Source organism: Psychrobacter sp. Choline-02u-9 (assembly GCF_002836505.1).
In the GTDB taxonomy this organism is placed as follows: Bacteria; Pseudomonadota; Gammaproteobacteria; order Pseudomonadales; family Moraxellaceae; genus Psychrobacter.
This window is the reverse complement of the sequence record NZ_PJBF01000040.1, coordinates 145,130-163,908: the sequence shown is the minus strand read 5'-3', so window position 1 is coordinate 163,908 and position 18,779 is coordinate 145,130. Positions and strand designations below refer to the sequence as shown.

Here is an 18,779-nt window from a genome sequence, read left to right as displayed (position 1 = left end):
TCTCATTAGCGATAAATTAAAATGAAAAACTGCTGCCCGAAGATGTTTCGAACAACAGTATGAAAACATCAAATGGACTGTGTCAGCGTTAGCCGAAAAACGTATTAGTCAGCTTTATGCCATTCAAATTTCTGGAATGGCTTGTCGACTGGTGTGTTAGCTAGGTGGTTCGTGTAGTTGCTCATGACTTTTTGAGCAGCACCAAGAATAACTTCAAGAATCTGACGTTTAGTGTAGCCAGCATCTAAAAATGCTTGAACCGCGCTGTCATCAACGTTACCACGATTACGGACTACAGATAGTGTGAAGGTACGCAATGCTTCTAGACGTGCAGTTGGTAGTGGCGTTTCATCACGTAATGCATCCGTGATAGCGTCATCTACTTTCATGCTCTTAGCAATACCAGTATGCGCAGGCACACAGTAATGGCAAGCATGCTCAACGTTGATAGTTTGCCATACAACAGTGGTTTCTTCGTCATCAAAGCTGCTGTCTAAAAACAGTTGATGTAGCTTTTGGTAGCCTTCTAGCAAGCCAGGCGCTTCAGCCATCACGGCGTGTAGGTTAGGTACCATGCCAAATGCTTTGATAGAAGAATCAAGTAAATCTTTGCTTTCTGCTGGGGCTGTGTCTTTATCGTGTAGAGTAAATTCGGTCATAATATACTTCCTAATAATAGGTTTGAGATTTGGTGTTTTTTAGAGTTTTCATGCTCGCTTCAAAGCAATCGCTGATTTACATTTAATTATTGGCTTGAGTATTTACTCAAAATTAGCAACTTTGCTTAGTAAGCGAGTCAATAGAGACTACTATAAATGATATTGAGCAATCGCTCAATAATTATTTGAGTAATCGTTCAAGTAAATTGTAATGGATCAATTACATTCCTCTGCGTAATTCATATTATTCTATTAATATCAGTAGCTTAAGAAGGTAACACTGTGTAAGTAATAAGAGAAAATAACGGTAAAAAAGTGATTGTTAGTTTGAATAACATTATTTTCCCTAGTATTACGGACAAAGCTTATTGAAATGATTGAGTGAATCGAGATTAATTAACTTCTGTCATCTCATGTAAAACGAATGATTCAACCGCGCCTTCTGTTGCGGCAGAGAAGTCTTTTAAGTGTTGGTTTTCCATATGGATTTGCCATAGCTCGCGCGTGGCCCAGCTTTCATGAAACATAAAGTGAGTGGGTTTTTCATTATCTTGAAACAAATCATAACGAATACAGCCTTCTTCGCTGCGAGTAGCTGGTATGAGTTTTTCGAGTTCAGCCTTTACGAGAGTAATGCTATCGTCCTTTGCTGTTATATGGGCGATGACGGTTAATGTAGTCATTTCTAATCCTTTGAATTGGTGTGATGGTTAGATGGGTTTTGAGGATGACTGTTGGTAAAAGAGTCTATATGCGAACAGAGTTATATCGACACTGTGTTTATTATATCAATATATAACATTACTTGAACGACCGTTCATTTGTGGTTATAGTGTATATCAGACAATAAAAATATGCTTCAAACTTCGACGTCTATTTTTGTTATCTCATTACAGTTTTTATAGTCATTAGTATAGTCACTAGATTTGATAGTCATCAGACGACTGTCTTCATATAATAGGATAAAGTTATGCTTAAATTTTATTTTCATCAAACGCCAAACCCAATGAAAGTAGCATTGTTTCTTGAAGAAACTGGGCTACCTTATGAACTTGTGGCAGTAGATACATTAAAAGGTGAGCAGCATACACCTGAGTACCGCGCTATTAACCCAAACGGCAAAACGCCTGCGCTAGAAGATGATGGCAAACGCGTGTTTGATTCTACGGCTATCTTGATGTATCTTTCTGAAAAAACAGGCAAGCTGGCAGGACAACCAGAAGATCGTAGCGAGATGCTGTCGTGGCTAATGTTTGTAGCATCTGGATTGGGCCCTTTTTCTGGTCAATCTGTTCACTTTAGACATAAAGCGCCAGAAAAAATCCCGTATGCGATTAATCGCTACCTTCGTGAGGCCGAGCGTCATTATGAAGTGCTAGATACACATCTAGAAGGCCGTGAATATATGGTTGGTGAGAGCTACTCAATCGCTGATATTTCTACTTGGGGCTGGATTGATAAAGCGACTGTCGTGCTAGGCGAAGGCGGTTTGGATAATTATCCGAATCTAAAGCGCTGGTTTGATAGCATTAATGCTCGTCCAGCGGTACAAAAAGCTCGTGACATTCCTAAAGGTATTGATTTCAAAACTGAGTTTGATGACGTTGCTGCACGCGCGCTTTATCCGCAAAACTTTGATAAAAATAGTTAATCGAAGCAAAGAGACTTAATAAGTTTTATAATATAAAAAGTGATTAAAACCAGTAACTAAGGTTGATTCTACAAACTTTGCCTTAAAATAGATTTTAAGGCAAAGATATTAAGGTGAAAATTATGAGTGCTCCGATAAAGTTCAATCGTGAGGATGTGATCGAAAAAGCAAAAAATCTCTATTGGGAAAAAGGTTATCACGCGACATCAATGCGCAATTTGCAAGATGTGGTGAATATGCACCCAGGTAGTATTTATGCAGCTTTTGGTAGTAAAGACAAACTGTTTACAGAATCGCTGAATCGCTATGCTGCAGATGGTGCCAAGAGATTGGCCGACTGTATTGAACAAAAAGACACAGTGCTGGATGGCTTAAAACATTTTATCCATACGGTGATTGTCTGTAATAGTGCTACTGCGCCTAGCGGTATGTGCATGATCGTAAAGACAGTCGCTGAGCTTACTCAAAATGATAGTCCAGATTTGCTCGCACATGCAACGAATATCTTAGAAGGTATAGAGGCATCGTTTGCTGTGCTCTTTGGACAAGCCATTGATAGCGGTGAGATTAGCGCAGAAAAAGATCCCGTTGAGCTGGCGCGTTATTTCCAAATTCAAATTATAGGTCTCAGGACTTATGCGCAAGTCACTAACGACAATGATGCAGTAGAAAAATATATCGATGATATTTTTAAAAATATCGTATAGCAAAGTTGTATAATCTGATTATGACAGCTCGTATATTTTGTCGTTGACCAATCATCATAGTATTACTAAAAACCCTGATTGCTAGTACATTAGCAATCAGGGTTTTTGTTATCTATTACTGTGCTTTCGGATTGTCATTGATGAATTTCAGTAGAAGCTCAGCCAACGTTTCACCTTGGTCTTCTTGTAGGAAATGACCACCGTTAGTGATAGTCGTATGATTTTGGCCTTTGGTACCAGGAATTAGCTTTTGCATGATGCGATCGCCGCCCCCAGTTACAGGGTCGGAATCACTAAACAGTGTAATAAATGGCTTGCTCCATTTGCTTAGCACGACCCAAGCTGCACGGTTGTTTTCTGAAGCAGGATCATCTGGTGTCGTGGGCACTAGGATAGGAAACTGTCTAGCACCTTCTTTATAGGACTCATCAGGGAAGGGTGCATCGTAAGCATCCAGTACGGCTTGAGACAATGTCGTTGTGGTGCCGCTTTTGATGGTGCCTGCTACATTGAACTGCGGCGTCTCCTGAGAGAACTTCTGCCACTTGCGAAAACCTTCGCCAGGATCATGATCTCCAGTCGGTAGCATCGTGTTGCCTGCTGCGACGCGATCGAATTTATCAGAATGCGCTGCTACTAAGCGTAGGCCGATTAAACCGCCCCAATCTTGACAAAACAGTGTGATATTTTTTAAATCTAATTGATCAAGTACCGATTGCATCCAATCGACATGGCGCTGATAAGTGTAATCAGTACGCGATGCAGGTTTGTCTGAACGTCCAAAACCAGGAAGGTCTGGCGCGATAACGCGGTGTCCTGCTGCTGTTAGTATTGGAATGACTTTACGATACAGATACGCCCAAGAAGGTTCGCCATGTAATAACAAGATAGGGTCGGCATCGCTTGGGCCTTCATCAAGGTAGTGTACGCGCAGCTCGCCACCCTCTGTATCATCGACCATCAAATAATTCGGTTCAAAATCGTAATCTTGCAAGTTAGCAAAATACGAATCAGGCGTCCTGAGTTTTTTCATATATCATCCTTGGTTTAGAAAAATAACAGTGCATTCTGGCACTGGTGTTAGACAATCTATTAAAGGTGGGTCTCTTAGTGCTACTCGACTATCACTGGTAATCCTAGCGATAAGGCTATCTGCCTATAGTTTATATTGATTAAACGTTCAAAATGAAAACTATACCCTACATGCATTCGTTGCTGCAAACATTAATAGTGGATGCGTCAGTAGCATCCACTATATATAGGATAGGTTTTGAGTTTCATTTTATAAGGCTAAACTAATCGTGACGCCAGTAGACCTTTACCACGACATCGGTACGACTTAGTCCAAGTCGGTCTTTCAGTAATGGGCGCAATGCTTTGGCAGTATTTGCTTCTAGTGCTCCCCAAATTTTATCAATTTGTAGAGGGTTATTAGTCAAATAGTCGCCTAACTCTCTGTCGATTAGCGTGGCTAAATCTGCCCCTGAGTTAACCTGATTGGTCACTATAGGCAATATGGTAAAGTGGTCGTTACCATTGTTTTCAGTATCGCAATCAATGCCACTGCGCATTTTTACAGTATCAAAATAGCTTTGATCGCCTGCATCTTGCGTCACACAAACGACCAATGGTGGCGTAGGGTTGTTCCATAGCTCCAGCAGTCGTGCTGCCGTTGGCATCGAGGTCTCATCGACAATCAGTACCGCTTGACCGTTTCGTAAGTGCTCTACCTTTTCTGGAAACTCTCGTTTTGTAACGACGGTCTCGCCCGCTTGTAGTGCTGCTGCCCAGTTGCCACCTGGTGTATCTCCATGCAAAAAAACATCGACCCATGCTCGTATTCCATTATCAGCTTGCCATGCTTTTCTCAAAGTGTAATAGCAGTGAGGACGAGCAGGGCGTACGTTTTCCTTATTGCTACCATTAGTTTTATAGTCACTAGCTTTATTGCCATCAGTGCTGTCAGTCATCAATGCATCGGTCATTGCATTGTGCTCTAAATCAAACAAGTAAGCGTAACCCGCTTCGTTGGTAGGTACTGACGTCGAGCTTGTGACGCCCTTAGCATTACTTAACTGAGCGGTATTATTTAATGGCGTATCACTATTTAATGACGGCATGCTCAATTCAAGGCGCAGCATATTTTTGCTGATTCTATAGCTATTTTGTACCTCAAATACTTGCTTGGTCAGTTTGATTGTTTTTTTGCCTAGCTTTTTATCTGCTCTTTGTTTTAGCAAGATATATTGGGCTTGCAAATCATCAAGCTGGGAGATGGGGGTAGCAAAAGCGATAAAGAATATTTGGTCATGAAGCGAGCTATTTTGAGCGCCAAACAGTTGAATCTCTGAGCTTTTTGGACAAGTCTGTATAGCAAGACCTTCAGCATAAATATCAGTTATTTGGGCATCGACCAGATCCAATTCGGCGGTAGATAATGAGGTAAATGCGCTCAAGAATCCAAGCAGTTCGTCAAGGTGTTCTTCATTAATATGAGTGACCACACTTGCTATTTCAGGATCGTTTAGGGAAGTGTATTGGCTGTTTTGGTTATCGGTGTTTTCTGTAGGAGCTAAAAGAAGATTAGTCATATAAATACTCGCAATCAACAGAGCGTTGAAATTAAAGTGAATGAGTTTATAGTTAATGATAATTGTTTTTGTTATCATTTACGAGTAAAATCAATTTTTATTGTGGTTTGATCATCAAAATCGGTCTATAACCGATGGCCGGTAAACCATCATTTTTATGACATATTATTTTTATCAACAATGAGTGCTTATATGCTACGTGCAAACCAGCTGACTATCAGCCGTCAAGGAAATACTCTATTAGACAACGTGACTTGTGAGATTAATACCAATCAACTGGTGGCTTTGGTTGGGCATAATGGGTCTGGCAAGTCGACCTTGATCAAAGCACTAGCAGGTGAGATGGCAAGTAGTAGTGGCAATGTCACTTTAGATGAACACAGTATCAATGACTATGGCAGTAAGGAGTTAGCGCGGCAAATGGCATACCTGCCGCAGCAATTGCCAGAAGCTGCTGGATTTACTGTGCGTGAACTGGTTATGCTAGGGCGCTATCCTCATCAAAAATGGCTGCAAAAGCCAACTCAAATAGATAAAGAAAAAGTCGCGCAAGCATTAAAAGTGACTCAAACCGAAGCGTTTGCTGATCGAATTACTGCCACGCTATCTGGTGGTGAGCGCGCTCGTGCGTGGCTCGCGATGTGTTTGGCACAGGATACCCGTTACTTATTACTCGATGAACCACTTGCTGCGCTTGATATGCATTATCAAATCGAGGTCATTCAGCTCATTCGTCGTTTGGTGGATGAGCAAGGCTTAAGCGTGGTAATTATTATCCATGATATTAATTTGGCAGCGCAATATGCCGATCGAGTCATCGCGCTGAAAAATGGTCAAATATGTCACAACGGCGATATCGCCAGTACCATGCAACCTACCGTGCTACACGATATCTTTAATGTCGATATGCAGCTACTCAGTCATCCTATTACTGGACAGCCTGTCGCAGTCGCTTAACGTCTGGTTTCTGCTCCTTCTTTCTAATTTGCCTACAAAGATACGCTTCTATGCCTCCCGTTTTTTATATAGATAAATTATCGAAACTACCAATAGTTACGCCAGTATCAGTAATGACAACACTGAAATGGTTCGCCCTTGCATTGTGCTTGGTATTGACCGCCTGTAATAGTCAAACATCAACTACCTCAGAAGCAGAAAACAGTCATAGCGATAGAATGAATATCGTTTCTCCTGACTGGGGTAATGCAGCGACTTTGACGGCGATGGGGCATGCGCCAATTGCAACAGGTGATGTCAGGGTTTGGGACAGATGGGTGGGTAGCCCCAAACTGCCAGCGTCGATCACAGACTTAGGCATCCGCTATCAGCCCAACGCTGAGCTAATCGCTCAACTGCCTGTCGATATGGTCATAGATAATTATTTTTATGAGCATGCACGCAACTTATACGGCGATGTCCCTGCAGAATCTGTAATGTCTGCGGCAAAAGGAGAGACAGCAACTTGGGCTGACTATACCGAGCCGACGCAGGAGCTTGGCATGCTGATCGATAACCCGAAGATGGCTGAGGACTATATTGTACAAAGTCAGAAAGACATACAGCTGGCCAGTCAGCAATTCAAGCAGCGCTATCCAAAAGCCAAGAAATTCGCAGTGGTACAGTTTGCAGATGCCAATAACATGCGTATGTATGTGGCGAATAGCTTATTTCAGCCTGCGTTAGAGCAGATGAATAGAGAGCTTGTGGTATTGGGCAAGGGCAATCAGTGGGGGTTTGTGCCGATACGAATGGGAGATTTGGCGCAATTAGATGATGAGACTTGTTTATTAATTATCGACCCGCTGAGCCCAATCACTAGAGCTGAAATTGATGACAGCTTGATTTGGCAGCGCCTAGGTTACGGCAATACTCGCTGTGTGGGCGAGCTACCACCAGTATGGATTTATGGCGGGATGTCATCATTGGTTAGCTTAGCAAATAACTTGTCAGAAGTTTCATTAAAAGGCGGGGAAGTACTATGAGCGCCAATGCAGATACTAACAAAAACTCTATCAATAACCATACCGACAGTGCTCATACGATGACAGCAGCTTCTGAAACAACAGTGTCAAAATCATCATTGAAACAATCGTCTCCGCCACCGAACCAACACAAACCACAGACTTCTTTATTTGCCAATTTGTCTGGGCGACTATGGGCCATGCTCATTGGGCTAGCGGCTTTGTCGTTATGGAGTAGTTGGGCGCTGATAGATCAAGAATGGACGCGCCCACTTCGTGACTTGCTTATACCAAGCTCACAATTAGATATTGCCAGTATGGCGATACAGCTACATATCGTGGCGACCAGCGTGGTGGCGTTGTTGGCTGGCGGGCTATTAGGCGTGGTCAGTATTTTACTGCAGCAATTGGTAAAAAATCCACTAGCATCAGATACGACGCTAGGGGTGGGCGTGGGTGCACAGTTGGCCATGCTCATCGTCACGTTATTTTTGCCAAGCTTGGCTATTTATGGCGGACTTTATGTGGCCTTTGTGGGGGCTATCATCAGTATGGGTCTGGTCTTTGCATTGTCAGCACCCAGTCGATTTAATCCATTGATTTTGATATTGGCCGGTTTGGTGGTCAATATTCTGCTGGCTGCAGTGGCCAATGTACTGGTGCTGTTTTTTGCTGAGCGTAGTAATGGCATGCTGTCGTGGGCGGCTGGGTTTTTGGCACAAAACAGCTGGCATACCAGTATCGCGTTAGTTATCACTGCTATTTTGATGGCGGTCGTATGTCTACCATTACTAAAACCATTAACGCTGATGAGTCTAGATGACACGCAGGCAAAACGTCTGGGTGTACCTATTAATGGGATTCGCGCACTTGTTGTATTGGTGGTAGCCGTTGTGACCGCTTTAGTGATTAGTGAAGTTGGCTTAATTGGTTTTATTGGTCTTGGTGCGGCAAGTTTAGTCAATGCGCTGGGCATCTCTGCTATTGGTAAGCGTTTGGCCATTGCCTTTGGTTTAGGAGCACTGCTGTTATTATTGACTAGCAATGTCGCGTTATTGCTTGAGCCAATACTTGATATGCAGATTCCAGCTGGTGCCATGACAGGTATCTTGGGTGCACCGCTGATTATTTGGCTAATTTTGCGTCAGCGTCGCGAGCGGATAGAGACAGTGACTCCGATGCTTGCGGGTAAGCATACATCTATTGCCTTTTGGCGATGGGGCGTTGGTGTACTCGCTATCATTATGCTGGCTTGTCTTTTTGTACAAGACATCAATGGTTGGGGGCTCAGTACGGACTGGGCACTCACTCAGCAGTACCGCTTACCTCGCAGTTTGAGCGCTGCAGCCACAGGCTTGATGTTGGCAGTTGCCGGTGTGCTACTGCAAACTTTAACGCGTAACCCTATGGCCAGTCCTGAGGTATTGGGTGTCAGTTCAGGTGCCGCACTGGGGGTGATTTTAGGGTTTTTATTATTACCAAGTTTAGGGCTGTCCGCGGGAGCAGGAACGTTGCTGGTTTCAGGGTTGTCAGGGGCGATGGCCGTGCTGCTATTGATTATTTGGCTGGCACGTAGGGTCAGCTCAGGTTATTTATTGTTAGTAGGTATAGGTATTGCCGCCATGATGGATGGGGTGATGCATATGGTCAAGCTCTCGGGAGACCCGCGTCTAGAAGCGATGCTCAGCTGGCTGTCAGGGACAACTTATAGCGCGCAGCCCAGTACGGTATGGTATCTCATTGGCATTGCCGCTATCTTATTTGTACTCAGTCTATTGCTGATAAAACCCTTGCGTGTCCTTGGTTTAGGTACAGGTGTGGCGCGTAATTTGGGTGTGGCGGTTACGCCAGTGACTTTGTCGTTATTGGCATTAGTAGCAGCACTTAGTACGGCCAGCACGCTTGCCGTTGGCCCGTTGAGTTTTATTGGTTTGATGGTGCCGCATTTGGCTACTTCACTGGGAGCTGTGAAGCTTGAACGACAATTGCCACTAGCTGCACTTTTAGGGGCAGGGGTAATGGTGATAGCGGATTGGATTGGCCGTTATGTTATTTTCCCTTATGAGCTGCCAGCTGGTACGATTGCTGCCATTATCGGTGGTGGGTATTTCTTATGGCTCATTCGTAAGGTGCCAGCTTCAGCAAATAGATAGCCGCTGTTTTTAGATAGTTCTTAACTAACGATAAAAGTGAACACAGATAGTTTAGAACTATCTGTACTGGGTAGCTGTGTGTCATTAATTAGTCGACAGTTTGTAGTAGCCTGCATTGTTCCTAATCAATCGCTCTTGATTCGTCGTTCTTAGATTCAAGCTAGCTGCTATCTTTGTCATTTTTATCAACAGAAAATTCGCAAACTGGGTTGACAGCTAATCATTGGTAGTAGATACTACGCCTCATTAATAATAATGATTATCATTTACATTATCATTCAATATAAATGAGCGATATTTTAAGAAGTAAGCGTCAAACCTTACTTTCGAATGTTTATCCGAGACTACTGACAATAACAAGGCTGAAGCTATGGACACGATCTTATTAGACGAATCACGTGATAACGAATGCTACTTAAACCGTCAAGAACAATTTGAATCGAAGGTTCGTAGTTATCCACGTAAGCTGCCCTTTGCGATTCAGTCTGCAAAAGGCGCTTGGATTACCGATGTTGAAGGTAACGAGTATATCGACTGCCTATCAGGTGCTGGCACGCTGGCGCTTGGGCACAATCATCCTGTGGTCATAGAAAGCATCAAAGCGCTGTTAGACAGCGATATACCTTTGCATACATTGGACATCACCACACCGTTAAAGGACAAATTCAGCGAGTTCATGTACAAACTACTCGCCACCAATAGCGATGAGTATTGCTTGCAGTTTTGCGGACCGACGGGTGCTGATGCGGTAGAAGCGGCTATTAAATTGGCCAAACAAGTCACTGGTCTTTCAGGTGTTGTCAGCTTTAGCGGTGGCTATCATGGTATGACTCATGGCGCGTTGGCTGTGACAGGGAACTTGGCACCTAAACAAGGTATCGAAGGTCTGATGGGCTCGGTGCAGTTCTTGCCTTATCCGAATATGTATCGCTGCGCGTTTGGCTTGCCTTTTGAGCAAAGTATCCACGCCCATATGAGTTACTTTGAAAACTTCTTAAAAGATGTAGAGAGCGGTGTGGTGAAACCAGCAGCGGTCATTTTAGAAGTCATACAAGGGGAAGGCGGCGTCAACCCTGCGCCAATAGAGTGGTTGAAGCATGTGCGCCGAGTGACAAAAGAGCTTGGCATTATGCTGATTATCGATGAAGTACAAACAGGGTTTTGCCGCACAGGGCGTTGGTTCGCCTATCAATATGCGGATATCGATCCCGATATGATTGTGATGTCAAAGGCAATCGGTGGTGGGCTCCCACTTGCGGTATTGGGTATCAAAAAACAATACGATGTATGGCAAGCGGGCAATCATTCTGGCACGTTTAGAGGTAATCAATTAGCCATGGCGACTGGCCTTGCCACCCTTAATTACTTAAAAGATAACAACGTTGCTGATTATGTTTTAGAAATAGGCAAGTGGTTTATGGCGCAGTTAAAGCTGCGCCAACAGAGCTATCCACAAATTGGCCAAGTCAGAGGGCGTGGTCTTATGATTGGTATAGAAATTATCAACCCCAGCCTACCTAAGCAAAATGACGGTAGCTATCCAGCAGATAGTGATATGGCTGCCAAAATCCAACAAGCGTGTTTTAAGCATGGATTGGTGATTGAAAAGGGCGGGCGCGGTGGCACCGTATTGCGATTATTACCGCCCCTCAATATAACCAAAGATGAACTGCAGCAAGTCTTGCAAAGGCTTGATATGGCGCTAGAAGACAATCAATAGTCTTGCCAACACCTTAATATGATTCACACGTTTATAAAAAACTCTGATAACGACTCTAATAACAACTTTAATAACAAGTCACTTATTTGCGATTTATACCATCGTAGAATAAACAAGTGAGGACATTTTGCATTTATTAAATCAGCAAACCAGTGAGCAATATGTCACGCATATGCAAAAAACCAGCGCTGTCATCAAACAGTGGCTAGACGACAATAACGTGTATTTGGGCGGCACGCCGCAACAAGTGCAAGCGACCAATGCCTTTAGCATCCGTGAACAAGGCCGAGACATCGACACGATACTTGCTGATATTCAAAACAAGTTTTTACCCAGTTGTGTGTCGACGGCCAATGCGAATTGTTTAGCCCATTTACATCCACCCACACTGGTCATCGGTCAGATTGCTGAGATGATTATCGCAGCCACTAACCAAAGTATGGACTCGTGGAACCAAAGCCCAGCAGCGACCTATATCGAAAAAGACTTAATCCATTGGTTATGTCAACGTTGTCAGTTTGGTGATATCTCTGATGCCTTCTTTGATGAACAGACAGGCAGTAACGCTGGTGGCGTCTTTACCAGTGGTGGTACGCAAAGTAATCTGATGGGTCTACTACTGGCACGCAATCAATTCTATAAGGCTAAGGGTGTTGATGTGCAAAAGGACGGCCTGATGGGTCAGTCGAGCGGCCACATCCTATGCTCAGACCAAGCGCACTTTTCTATTGAAAAAAACGCCGCGCTACTAGGTTTAGGCCAACGTTCCGTCATCAAAGTAGCGACTGATGCATCAGGTGCCATGCTGATGTCTGACTTACAACATCAGATAGATCGTCTAGGCGCTGATAATGTGATGGCTATCATTGCAACGGCTGGCACCACCGACTTAGGTGCTATTGATCCTCTAATGTCTATTGGCAAAATTTGCCGTGATGAACAGATATGGCTACATGTCGATGCAGCATGGGGCGGGGCATTGCTACTATCACAGCGCTATCGACACTTGATTGAGGGTCTGAATCAGGCTGATTCTATCACCTTGGATTTTCACAAACATTTCTTCTTGCCGATTAGCTGCGGTGCTTTTCTCTTACGAAACAATCAAAATTTCGAGAGTATTCGCCATCATAGCGAATATCTAAACTCTGCTGATGACGAACAGGACAATATCCCAAACTTGGTGACTTACTCTTTGCAGACCACACGTCGTTTCGATGCCTTAAAGCTGTGGATGGCGCTGGACTTACTGGGAACGGATGGCTATGCAGCCTTGATTGATAGCTGTCTGGATACTACTAAGCAAGCGGCAAAGCTGATTGATGCAAATGAAAATTTTGTACTGGTACATGAGCCTATTATCAGCAGTGTTTTGTTTTACTTTACACCCAAAGATACCGCGTTAACTGATGAGCAACTCGCTCAGCTCAATCGTCACATTGCGCAAGCGTTATTGATCAATAATATCGCCAATGTGGCCACCACCCAGTTTGAGCAGCGCGTTTGCCTTAAATTCACCATTCTAAATCCCAATACCCAAATCAATGATATTGCAGACATCATTGAGCAGATGGCTATTGCTGGTTTTAACCGACTCAATTCTGACAACCTGAACGTTGATGGGAAAAAATAACATGATGCAGCACAAAACGCTTGATCGACTTACACTACAAAATCTAATCAATGCTTATTGTTTTGAAACTGGGCACGGCGATATTATTGCCGTAGAGCAGCAGGATGATATACAGAAGCAGGCCTCACAAAACAAGCCTCTATTAGTGCTAATGCTATTGCCTTCGAACACGGTAATGGTCGTACCTGTCGACAGAGTAAGTCAATTGGGTCAGCACCGTTTGGCGGGCACGCCGCTTATATTGAATAAGCAGGTAAGCATACGATCAGAATCGAAATTAGACACGCAACTGGACGACCCTTTGCAAAACAGCCGATGGATAAAATCCTCTGCTATGAGCCTAGCGTCTTTGATTATTGAAGACATCGTACATCGTTATAAAGACAAAGCGACGCTAGATGCCAATGGTGTATTAAAACGTTGGATTGAGAGTTATGAGGGGCTACAGATTATTTTAGAGCATCGCAATGATGAGATTGATGACATCATTGACTATCAGCAAGATTTCGTTCAGACCGAACAAAACCTTATTTACGGTCATGCTATGCACCCTACACCTAAAGGCCGTGCTGGTTTTTATGGTGCCGAATGGGCAAAGTATGCACCCGAGACCAGTAGCAAAACCCAGCTGCACTATTGGCTAGTGCATCCCAGCTGTATTACAGAAGAATTTGTAGATGGCGACAGTATTACCACAGCGCTCAAATCCAAGCTACAAGCTGATATGAGTGGCTATCAGCAGCAACTTGTCGATGAGCATCCAGACTATAAGCTGTTGCCATTGCATCCTTGGCAAGCAAGGTTTTTGCAGCAGCAGCCGTGGTATCAAAAGCTGCTAGAAAAAGGCCAATTGTTTGACTTGGGTGAGCTCGGTTGGTATCTGCATCCAACGACATCAGTACGCACGCTGGCGGCCTTTGATGCACCTTGGATGTTTAAACTGTCGTTGTCTGTAGCGATTACCAATTCTGTGCGGATTAACCTGCCCAAAGAATGCAAACGCGGTATGCATGCCTGCCGAATCTGGCGTAGCGACTATGGTACCCAGCTCAAAACCGAGTACCCTACGATTGCGGTATTGAATGATCCTGCTTGGATTGCCTTACGTGTGAATGGAAAAATCATTGATGAGACTATTTGTATCTTGCGTGACAACCCTTTTACAGAGGATACGCAAGTCACCAATCTTGCCAGCTTAAGCCAAGACCATCCAACTCGTCTCACCAACCGTTTAGATACCTTGTTTAAGTCTATCCATAAACGGACAGATGAACCTTTAGAACAGGTGGCTATCCGGTGGTTTGACACTTATTTACAAGTTGGTTTTATACCGCTTATTCATATGTATTATCAGCATGGTATTGGGTTTGAGGTACATCAGCAAAACAGTCTGATCGAGCTAACAGACGGCTATCCTACTAAGTTTTGGGCCAGAGACAATCAAGGGTTTGGCTATATTGCAGAGTATGCCACGCCGCTCATTGACGCTTATCCCGAGCTTATTAGCGAAGGAGAGTGCGTCATTCCAGAAGACTTTGCCGACTCACGCTTTGCCTATTATTTAGTTGGCAACAGTATATTTGGTCTTATCACTGCCATTGCCCGCACTCAGCTTGTGAGTGAGGATACATTAATCACGACGTTTAAAGCATGTCTAATGGCATTAGAGCAGCAATACCCGCATCGTTCGTTATTTGACTTGTTGTTGCGTAGTCCTACATTGCCGTTCAAGGGCAATCTACTCACCAGACTCTATGCGCTCGATGAGCTAACCGCACCTGTTGAAACCCAGTCTATTTATGTCGATATCCCAAATCCTATGGTGACGTAGCACGTCATATTGAGGCAGCAAAGATAAGCACACGATAGAAGTTAGGGTTCAACAAGAGTTAGGGCGTGTCCTCAATTCAATCGATAGTTATCTAAATGGGTTAAAAATGGCTAAATCTTGTCAAACGGCGTCAAATAGCTGACTAATATCTCGATATTATCTGCGCTATTTTCCTTGTTTGACTGCGATTTATCTCATTTTTATTACCATTTTTAAAATGAGGACACGCCCTAGCATCAGAATTAATGTGACCACCAAATCACTAAGGGGCGACCGTGTTAGACATTATTGGTATTGGCGTAGGGCCGTTTAATCTAAGTTTGGCGGCATTACTGACAAAGACCGACGTAACCGCCAAGTTTTTTGAGCAAAAAGCTGAGTTTAATTGGCATAAAGGCATGATATTGCCAAACACCACACTACAAGTGCCTTTTATGGCAGACTTGGTGACGATGATAGACCCAACCAGTCCGTATTCTTTTTTGAATTATTTGCATACTCAGCACCGATTGCTTAAGTTTTACTTTTTAGAAGAGTTTAAAATTTATCGTAAAGAGTATAACCACTATTGCCAATGGGTAGCAGGGCAACTGGATAGTCTGAATTTTGATGCGGCAGTGATAGACGTGGCGTTTGACGACAATAATGATGGATTTGTGGTAAGAGTCTGTGAACAAGGCACACAAAACACCTATCATGCTAAAAATCTGGTCATAGGAACAGGAACACAGGCCACACTACCACCATCGCTGCAAGATATTGCCAAACAAGCGCCTAACCGCTGTATGCACACCGCTCATTTTGCAGACAATTTTGACTTGGACAGCCTCAATGCTAGTAGCCTTGATCTGAATAGTACCCAGACAGACAACAAGCTGACCAAAATACTGGTGTTGGGGTCTGGGCAGTCCTCAGCAGAGGTGTATCGAACGCTGTTTGATCAGCAGTTTGATGGCGATGATAGTACTAATGACGACCCTAAGTTTCAGTTAGATTGGATGACGCGCTCGGCAGGATTTTTCCCCATGGAATACTCCCCATTAGGTTTGGAGCATTTTAGCCCTGCGTATACAGATTACTTTTATAGTTTAGATTCAGCAACCAAACCCCAAGTCACTGCCAAGCAAGACCTGCTCTATAAAGGCATGGGCTTTGAGACCATACGCGATATTTATCATCGTCTCTATGAGCGTAGTATTACCAATCAAGATCTGCATTCGACGTTGCTGTCTAACTGTGAAGTGGTTGAGGCAGCTCTGACAACAATGCTAGAAGTGCCAGAGCCGGCAGACACCATAAAACTGGTGGGTAGACAGCGTGAACAGAATCAAGATTTTACTGCTGATTATGACTGTGTGATTGCTGGTACAGGCTATCGTTACGGTCTGCCTGAGTGCTTAAATACGCTACTGCCTAGCATTGCGCATGATGCGTTTGAGCAGCCAGTCATTGATCGAGACTATGCACTGAAATATGTGCTGACGGATAAAAAAGACATCGCGACCGATGGCAAGATTTTTGTACAAAACCAAGAGGTGCATACTCATGGCGTTGGCGCACCAGACTTGGGGCTGGGTGCTTATCGTGCAGGGTGTATCATCAATCAGTTAACAGGTGAGCAGACTTACGACACCGATGCCTTAAAAGTATTTCAAAATTTTGGCGCGTAATGTTTTATAAGACTCGTATTTCATAAAAATCCTATTAATCACATAACAATATAACTGTATAACAATCAGGAGTCAGTCATGCCGACCATCACCCAAAACCTGCCCGATACCTTTAGTATTGAAGCTTATCAAAAGACGTTTGCGTTGAGACCTGTCAAATACCCAGATGATATACCATTGCTGTATAAATGGATGCATGCCGAGCATGTGGTTGATCAGTGGCAGCTTCATCTTCCAATGCCGCAATTAAAAACCCATTTTGAAAAAATGCTGGCCGATGATCATCAGCGTCTCTACCTGATACTTTGTGATGATAAGCCGATTGGCTATACAGAGATTTATGAAACGGCTCGTGATCGCTTGTCTCAGTATTACAAAGCCAAAGAGACGGATATGGGTTGGCATATTTTACTTGGGGATCCGGCGGTGGTTGGCAAAGGCTATTTAAAACCAACGGGTATGATGATCAGCAAGTTTATATTTGAGCATACTGAAGCCAAGAAAATTGTGGTCGAGCCGGATAGTAAGGTTGAGGTATATCAGTGGATTGCTGATAGCTTTGCTTATCGCGTACAACGTCTGATTGAGATGCCAGAAAAGACCGCCTCATTGTATTTCTGCAATCGCGATGAGTTTTTGGAATCTAGAGGTTATCTGAATTTCTACGGTACTACGGCTTAATGAGCAACGCTCCTATAAATAGGGCATTTACCAATGAGTCGCCTATAAACGAAGCCTCTAAGAGTAGCAGTCATGGTTTGAACGATAAAAAGGTGCAGCAGGTATTACTGACATTACTACTCGGCGGTACGGTGGTGAGTTTTAGTAATAGTGCGCTCAATCCAGCAATTCCTGTCTTTATGTCGGTGTTTGATGTCGATATTGTGATGGGCGGCTGGGTGCTAAATGCGTATGTATTGGCCATGAGTGTGGGGCTGATGCTGAGTGGCTATTTAAACAAAAAGTTCCCTTTCAAGTATGTTTATTTAGCCGCGATTTTCGGGTTTATGCTAGGCTCAGTCATTGGCATGTTGGCGTCCAGTATGGGCTTTGTCATCATTGCCAGAGCCATACAAGGACTGAGTGGCGGTCTGATTATCCCACTGTCTATTGGTATGCTGTACCAGATTTATCCGCAGCAGCAGCACGGCAGAGTAATGGCGCTATGGGGCATTGTTATTATGATGTCATTAGCGTTTGGCCCTTTGGTCGGTGCTTACTTGGTTGAGCAGTTTGCGTGGTGGACATTGTTTGCCATTACGTTACCACTTAGTATGGCGGTCATGGCGATGGTGTGGTGGTTAATACCTGACATGCGCTCACATGACAAAAAAAGCCCTTTCGATACCATCGGATTTGTCAGCTTACTAATTTGGCTGCTCGCGATGATGGTTTGGCTGAGTACACTGAAAATAGATTTTACTGGCGGGCTACTCAGCAGTGACGGATTATTAAAGATAGCCACGTTGGGTTTATTATCTATTGGATTTCTACTGTCTGCGATGGTTTGGTGGGCATATGAGCGGCGTCAGCGTCATCCGTTATTGAACGTGCGCTTGTTTAACAATAAGACCTATTTGCACAGTAATATCATTAGTATTAGCCAAACAGTTGGTTTGATGCTGTGTCTCTTACTATTGCCCGTATTGATACAAGACGTGATGGGCGAGAGTGCCTTATGGACAGGCGTTGTCCTAATGGTCGCGACGCTCATAGCCAGTATCACTACGCATTACGCTGGCAAGATGGTAGATAAGCAAGGTGCCAGAGGGATTGGCATCGTAGGAATTGCGATTAGTGCGCTGTCTACTTTGATGCTGGCATGGTGCTTGTATCAGCCAACGCTTTGGCTATTAATGCTAATTATGAGTATGCGAGGTGTCGGAGTGGGTCTGGCGTACCTACCAACTACTACCGTTGGGTTTAGTAGCTTACCCAAAGACGCAGTCACTGAGGGTGCTGCACTTAATAACATCAGTCGCCGCATCATCTCTACCATATTTATCACGCTGTCCACCCTTTATATAGGCAGTCGAAGTGCGCAGTTATTAGCAGCAGGTAGTAGTGACGGCATGGCAAGCGCGATCCAAGAAATACTGGTGGTCATCGCGGTGATTTTATTATTCACGATTCCTTCAGCATGCAAATTACCACGATCCCCATAAACGAATACCCTGTATTGGGGTTTACTTTAACTTATTAA

15 protein-coding genes are annotated in these 18,779 nt (G+C 43.8%); 11 read left to right on the top strand and 4 right to left on the bottom strand.

Features of this window, described 5'->3' with window-relative positions; genetic code table 11:
* Window positions 1-104: 104 nt before the first annotated feature.
* Together CXF69_RS01255 and CXF69_RS01250 are read right to left on the bottom strand one after the other, a co-directional pair.
* A complete protein-coding gene (locus tag CXF69_RS01255; RefSeq protein WP_102078480.1) occupies window positions 105-659 on the bottom strand; it encodes a carboxymuconolactone decarboxylase family protein in 555 nt (184 codons plus the stop codon).
* Window positions 660-1,051: 392 nt separating this feature from the next.
* Entirely contained in the window at window positions 1,052-1,342 is a 291-nt protein-coding gene (locus CXF69_RS01250) for a putative quinol monooxygenase (protein WP_102078479.1), read from the bottom strand.
* A 287-nt stretch (window positions 1,343-1,629) separates the two neighbouring features.
* On the opposite strand from CXF69_RS01250, the gene CXF69_RS01245 reads away from it, so the two are divergent.
* Both CXF69_RS01245 and CXF69_RS01240 read left to right on the top strand, forming a co-directional pair.
* On the top strand, window positions 1,630-2,310 hold the full coding sequence (locus CXF69_RS01245; RefSeq protein WP_102083151.1) for a glutathione S-transferase family protein: 681 nt from the start codon (window positions 1,630-1,632) through the stop codon (window positions 2,308-2,310).
* 122 nt (window positions 2,311-2,432) lie between these two features.
* A complete protein-coding gene (locus tag CXF69_RS01240) occupies window positions 2,433-3,017 on the top strand; it encodes a TetR/AcrR family transcriptional regulator (protein ID WP_101205246.1) in 585 nt (194 codons plus the stop codon).
* 115 nt (window positions 3,018-3,132) lie between these two features.
* On the opposite strand, the gene CXF69_RS01235 is transcribed toward CXF69_RS01240, so the two are convergent.
* Both CXF69_RS01235 and CXF69_RS01230 read right to left on the bottom strand, forming a co-directional pair.
* A complete protein-coding gene (locus CXF69_RS01235) occupies window positions 3,133-4,050 on the bottom strand; it encodes a haloalkane dehalogenase (RefSeq protein ID WP_102078543.1) in 918 nt (305 codons plus the stop codon).
* Window positions 4,051-4,312: 262 nt separating this feature from the next.
* Window positions 4,313-5,608: a siderophore-interacting protein gene (locus CXF69_RS01230; RefSeq protein WP_102078558.1), complete on the bottom strand. Its 1,296-nt coding sequence runs from the start codon at window positions 5,606-5,608 to the stop codon at window positions 4,313-4,315.
* 192 nt (window positions 5,609-5,800) lie between these two features.
* Between CXF69_RS01230 and CXF69_RS01225 the strand changes: the two genes are divergently transcribed.
* From CXF69_RS01225 to CXF69_RS01185, 9 genes are all read left to right on the top strand, one after another.
* Entirely contained in the window at window positions 5,801-6,565 is a 765-nt protein-coding gene (locus CXF69_RS01225) for an ABC transporter ATP-binding protein (RefSeq protein ID WP_102078544.1), read from the top strand.
* A gap of 113 nt (window positions 6,566-6,678) precedes the next feature.
* Window positions 6,679-7,590 carry an ABC transporter substrate-binding protein gene (locus CXF69_RS01220; RefSeq protein ID WP_227543655.1) on the top strand — a complete coding sequence of 304 codons (912 nt, stop codon included), beginning with the start codon at window positions 6,679-6,681 and terminating at the stop codon, window positions 7,588-7,590.
* The gene (gene fhuB, locus CXF69_RS01215) at window positions 7,587-9,722 is read left to right on the top strand and encodes a Fe(3+)-hydroxamate ABC transporter permease FhuB (protein WP_102078546.1); all 2,136 of its coding nucleotides are present in this window, start codon (window positions 7,587-7,589) and stop codon (window positions 9,720-9,722) included. Before CXF69_RS01220 ends, fhuB begins: the two co-directional genes overlap by 4 nt.
* A gap of 370 nt (window positions 9,723-10,092) precedes the next feature.
* A complete protein-coding gene (locus CXF69_RS01210) occupies window positions 10,093-11,442 on the top strand; it encodes a diaminobutyrate--2-oxoglutarate transaminase family protein (protein ID WP_102078547.1) in 1,350 nt (449 codons plus the stop codon).
* Window positions 11,443-11,569: 127 nt separating this feature from the next.
* Window positions 11,570-13,075 carry a pyridoxal phosphate-dependent decarboxylase family protein gene (locus tag CXF69_RS01205; RefSeq protein WP_102078548.1) on the top strand — a complete coding sequence of 502 codons (1,506 nt, stop codon included), beginning with the start codon at window positions 11,570-11,572 and terminating at the stop codon, window positions 13,073-13,075.
* A 1-nt stretch (window position 13,076) separates the two neighbouring features.
* Window positions 13,077-14,906 carry an IucA/IucC family protein gene (locus CXF69_RS01200; RefSeq protein WP_102078549.1) on the top strand — a complete coding sequence of 610 codons (1,830 nt, stop codon included), beginning with the start codon at window positions 13,077-13,079 and terminating at the stop codon, window positions 14,904-14,906.
* Window positions 14,907-15,181: 275 nt separating this feature from the next.
* On the top strand, window positions 15,182-16,576 hold the full coding sequence (locus tag CXF69_RS01195; protein ID WP_102078550.1) for a lysine N(6)-hydroxylase/L-ornithine N(5)-oxygenase family protein: 1,395 nt from the start codon (window positions 15,182-15,184) through the stop codon (window positions 16,574-16,576).
* Between the two features lie 78 nt (window positions 16,577-16,654).
* The gene (locus CXF69_RS01190; protein ID WP_102078551.1) at window positions 16,655-17,257 is read left to right on the top strand and encodes a GNAT family N-acetyltransferase; all 603 of its coding nucleotides are present in this window, start codon (window positions 16,655-16,657) and stop codon (window positions 17,255-17,257) included.
* The gene (locus CXF69_RS01185; protein WP_102078552.1) at window positions 17,257-18,741 is read left to right on the top strand and encodes an MFS transporter; all 1,485 of its coding nucleotides are present in this window, start codon (window positions 17,257-17,259) and stop codon (window positions 18,739-18,741) included. Before CXF69_RS01190 ends, CXF69_RS01185 begins: the two co-directional genes overlap by 1 nt.
* The last annotated feature ends 38 nt before the right edge of the window (window positions 18,742-18,779 follow it).

What these genes read in the sequence shown, in the direction of transcription:
- CXF69_RS01255 (WP_102078480.1), bottom strand. Translation starts at nt 659, where the DNA reads ATGACCGAATTTACTCTACACGATAAAGACACAGCCCCAGCAGAAAGC.
- CXF69_RS01250 (WP_102078479.1), bottom strand. Translation starts at nt 1,342, where the DNA reads ATGACTACATTAACCGTCATCGCCCATATAACAGCAAAGGACGATAGC.
- CXF69_RS01245 (WP_102083151.1), top strand. Translation starts at nt 1,630, where the DNA reads ATGCTTAAATTTTATTTTCATCAAACGCCAAACCCAATGAAAGTAGCA.
- CXF69_RS01240 (WP_101205246.1), top strand. Translation starts at nt 2,433, where the DNA reads ATGAGTGCTCCGATAAAGTTCAATCGTGAGGATGTGATCGAAAAAGCA.
- CXF69_RS01235 (WP_102078543.1), bottom strand. Translation starts at nt 4,050, where the DNA reads ATGAAAAAACTCAGGACGCCTGATTCGTATTTTGCTAACTTGCAAGAT.
- CXF69_RS01230 (WP_102078558.1), bottom strand. Translation starts at nt 5,608, where the DNA reads ATGACTAATCTTCTTTTAGCTCCTACAGAAAACACCGATAACCAAAAC.
- CXF69_RS01225 (WP_102078544.1), top strand. Translation starts at nt 5,801, where the DNA reads ATGCTACGTGCAAACCAGCTGACTATCAGCCGTCAAGGAAATACTCTA.
- CXF69_RS01220 (WP_227543655.1), top strand. Translation starts at nt 6,679, where the DNA reads ATGACAACACTGAAATGGTTCGCCCTTGCATTGTGCTTGGTATTGACC.
- fhuB (WP_102078546.1), top strand. Translation starts at nt 7,587, where the DNA reads ATGAGCGCCAATGCAGATACTAACAAAAACTCTATCAATAACCATACC.
- CXF69_RS01210 (WP_102078547.1), top strand. Translation starts at nt 10,093, where the DNA reads ATGGACACGATCTTATTAGACGAATCACGTGATAACGAATGCTACTTA.
- CXF69_RS01200 (WP_102078549.1), top strand. Translation starts at nt 13,077, where the DNA reads ATGATGCAGCACAAAACGCTTGATCGACTTACACTACAAAATCTAATC.
- CXF69_RS01190 (WP_102078551.1), top strand. Translation starts at nt 16,655, where the DNA reads ATGCCGACCATCACCCAAAACCTGCCCGATACCTTTAGTATTGAAGCT.
- CXF69_RS01185 (WP_102078552.1), top strand. Translation starts at nt 17,257, where the DNA reads ATGAGCAACGCTCCTATAAATAGGGCATTTACCAATGAGTCGCCTATA.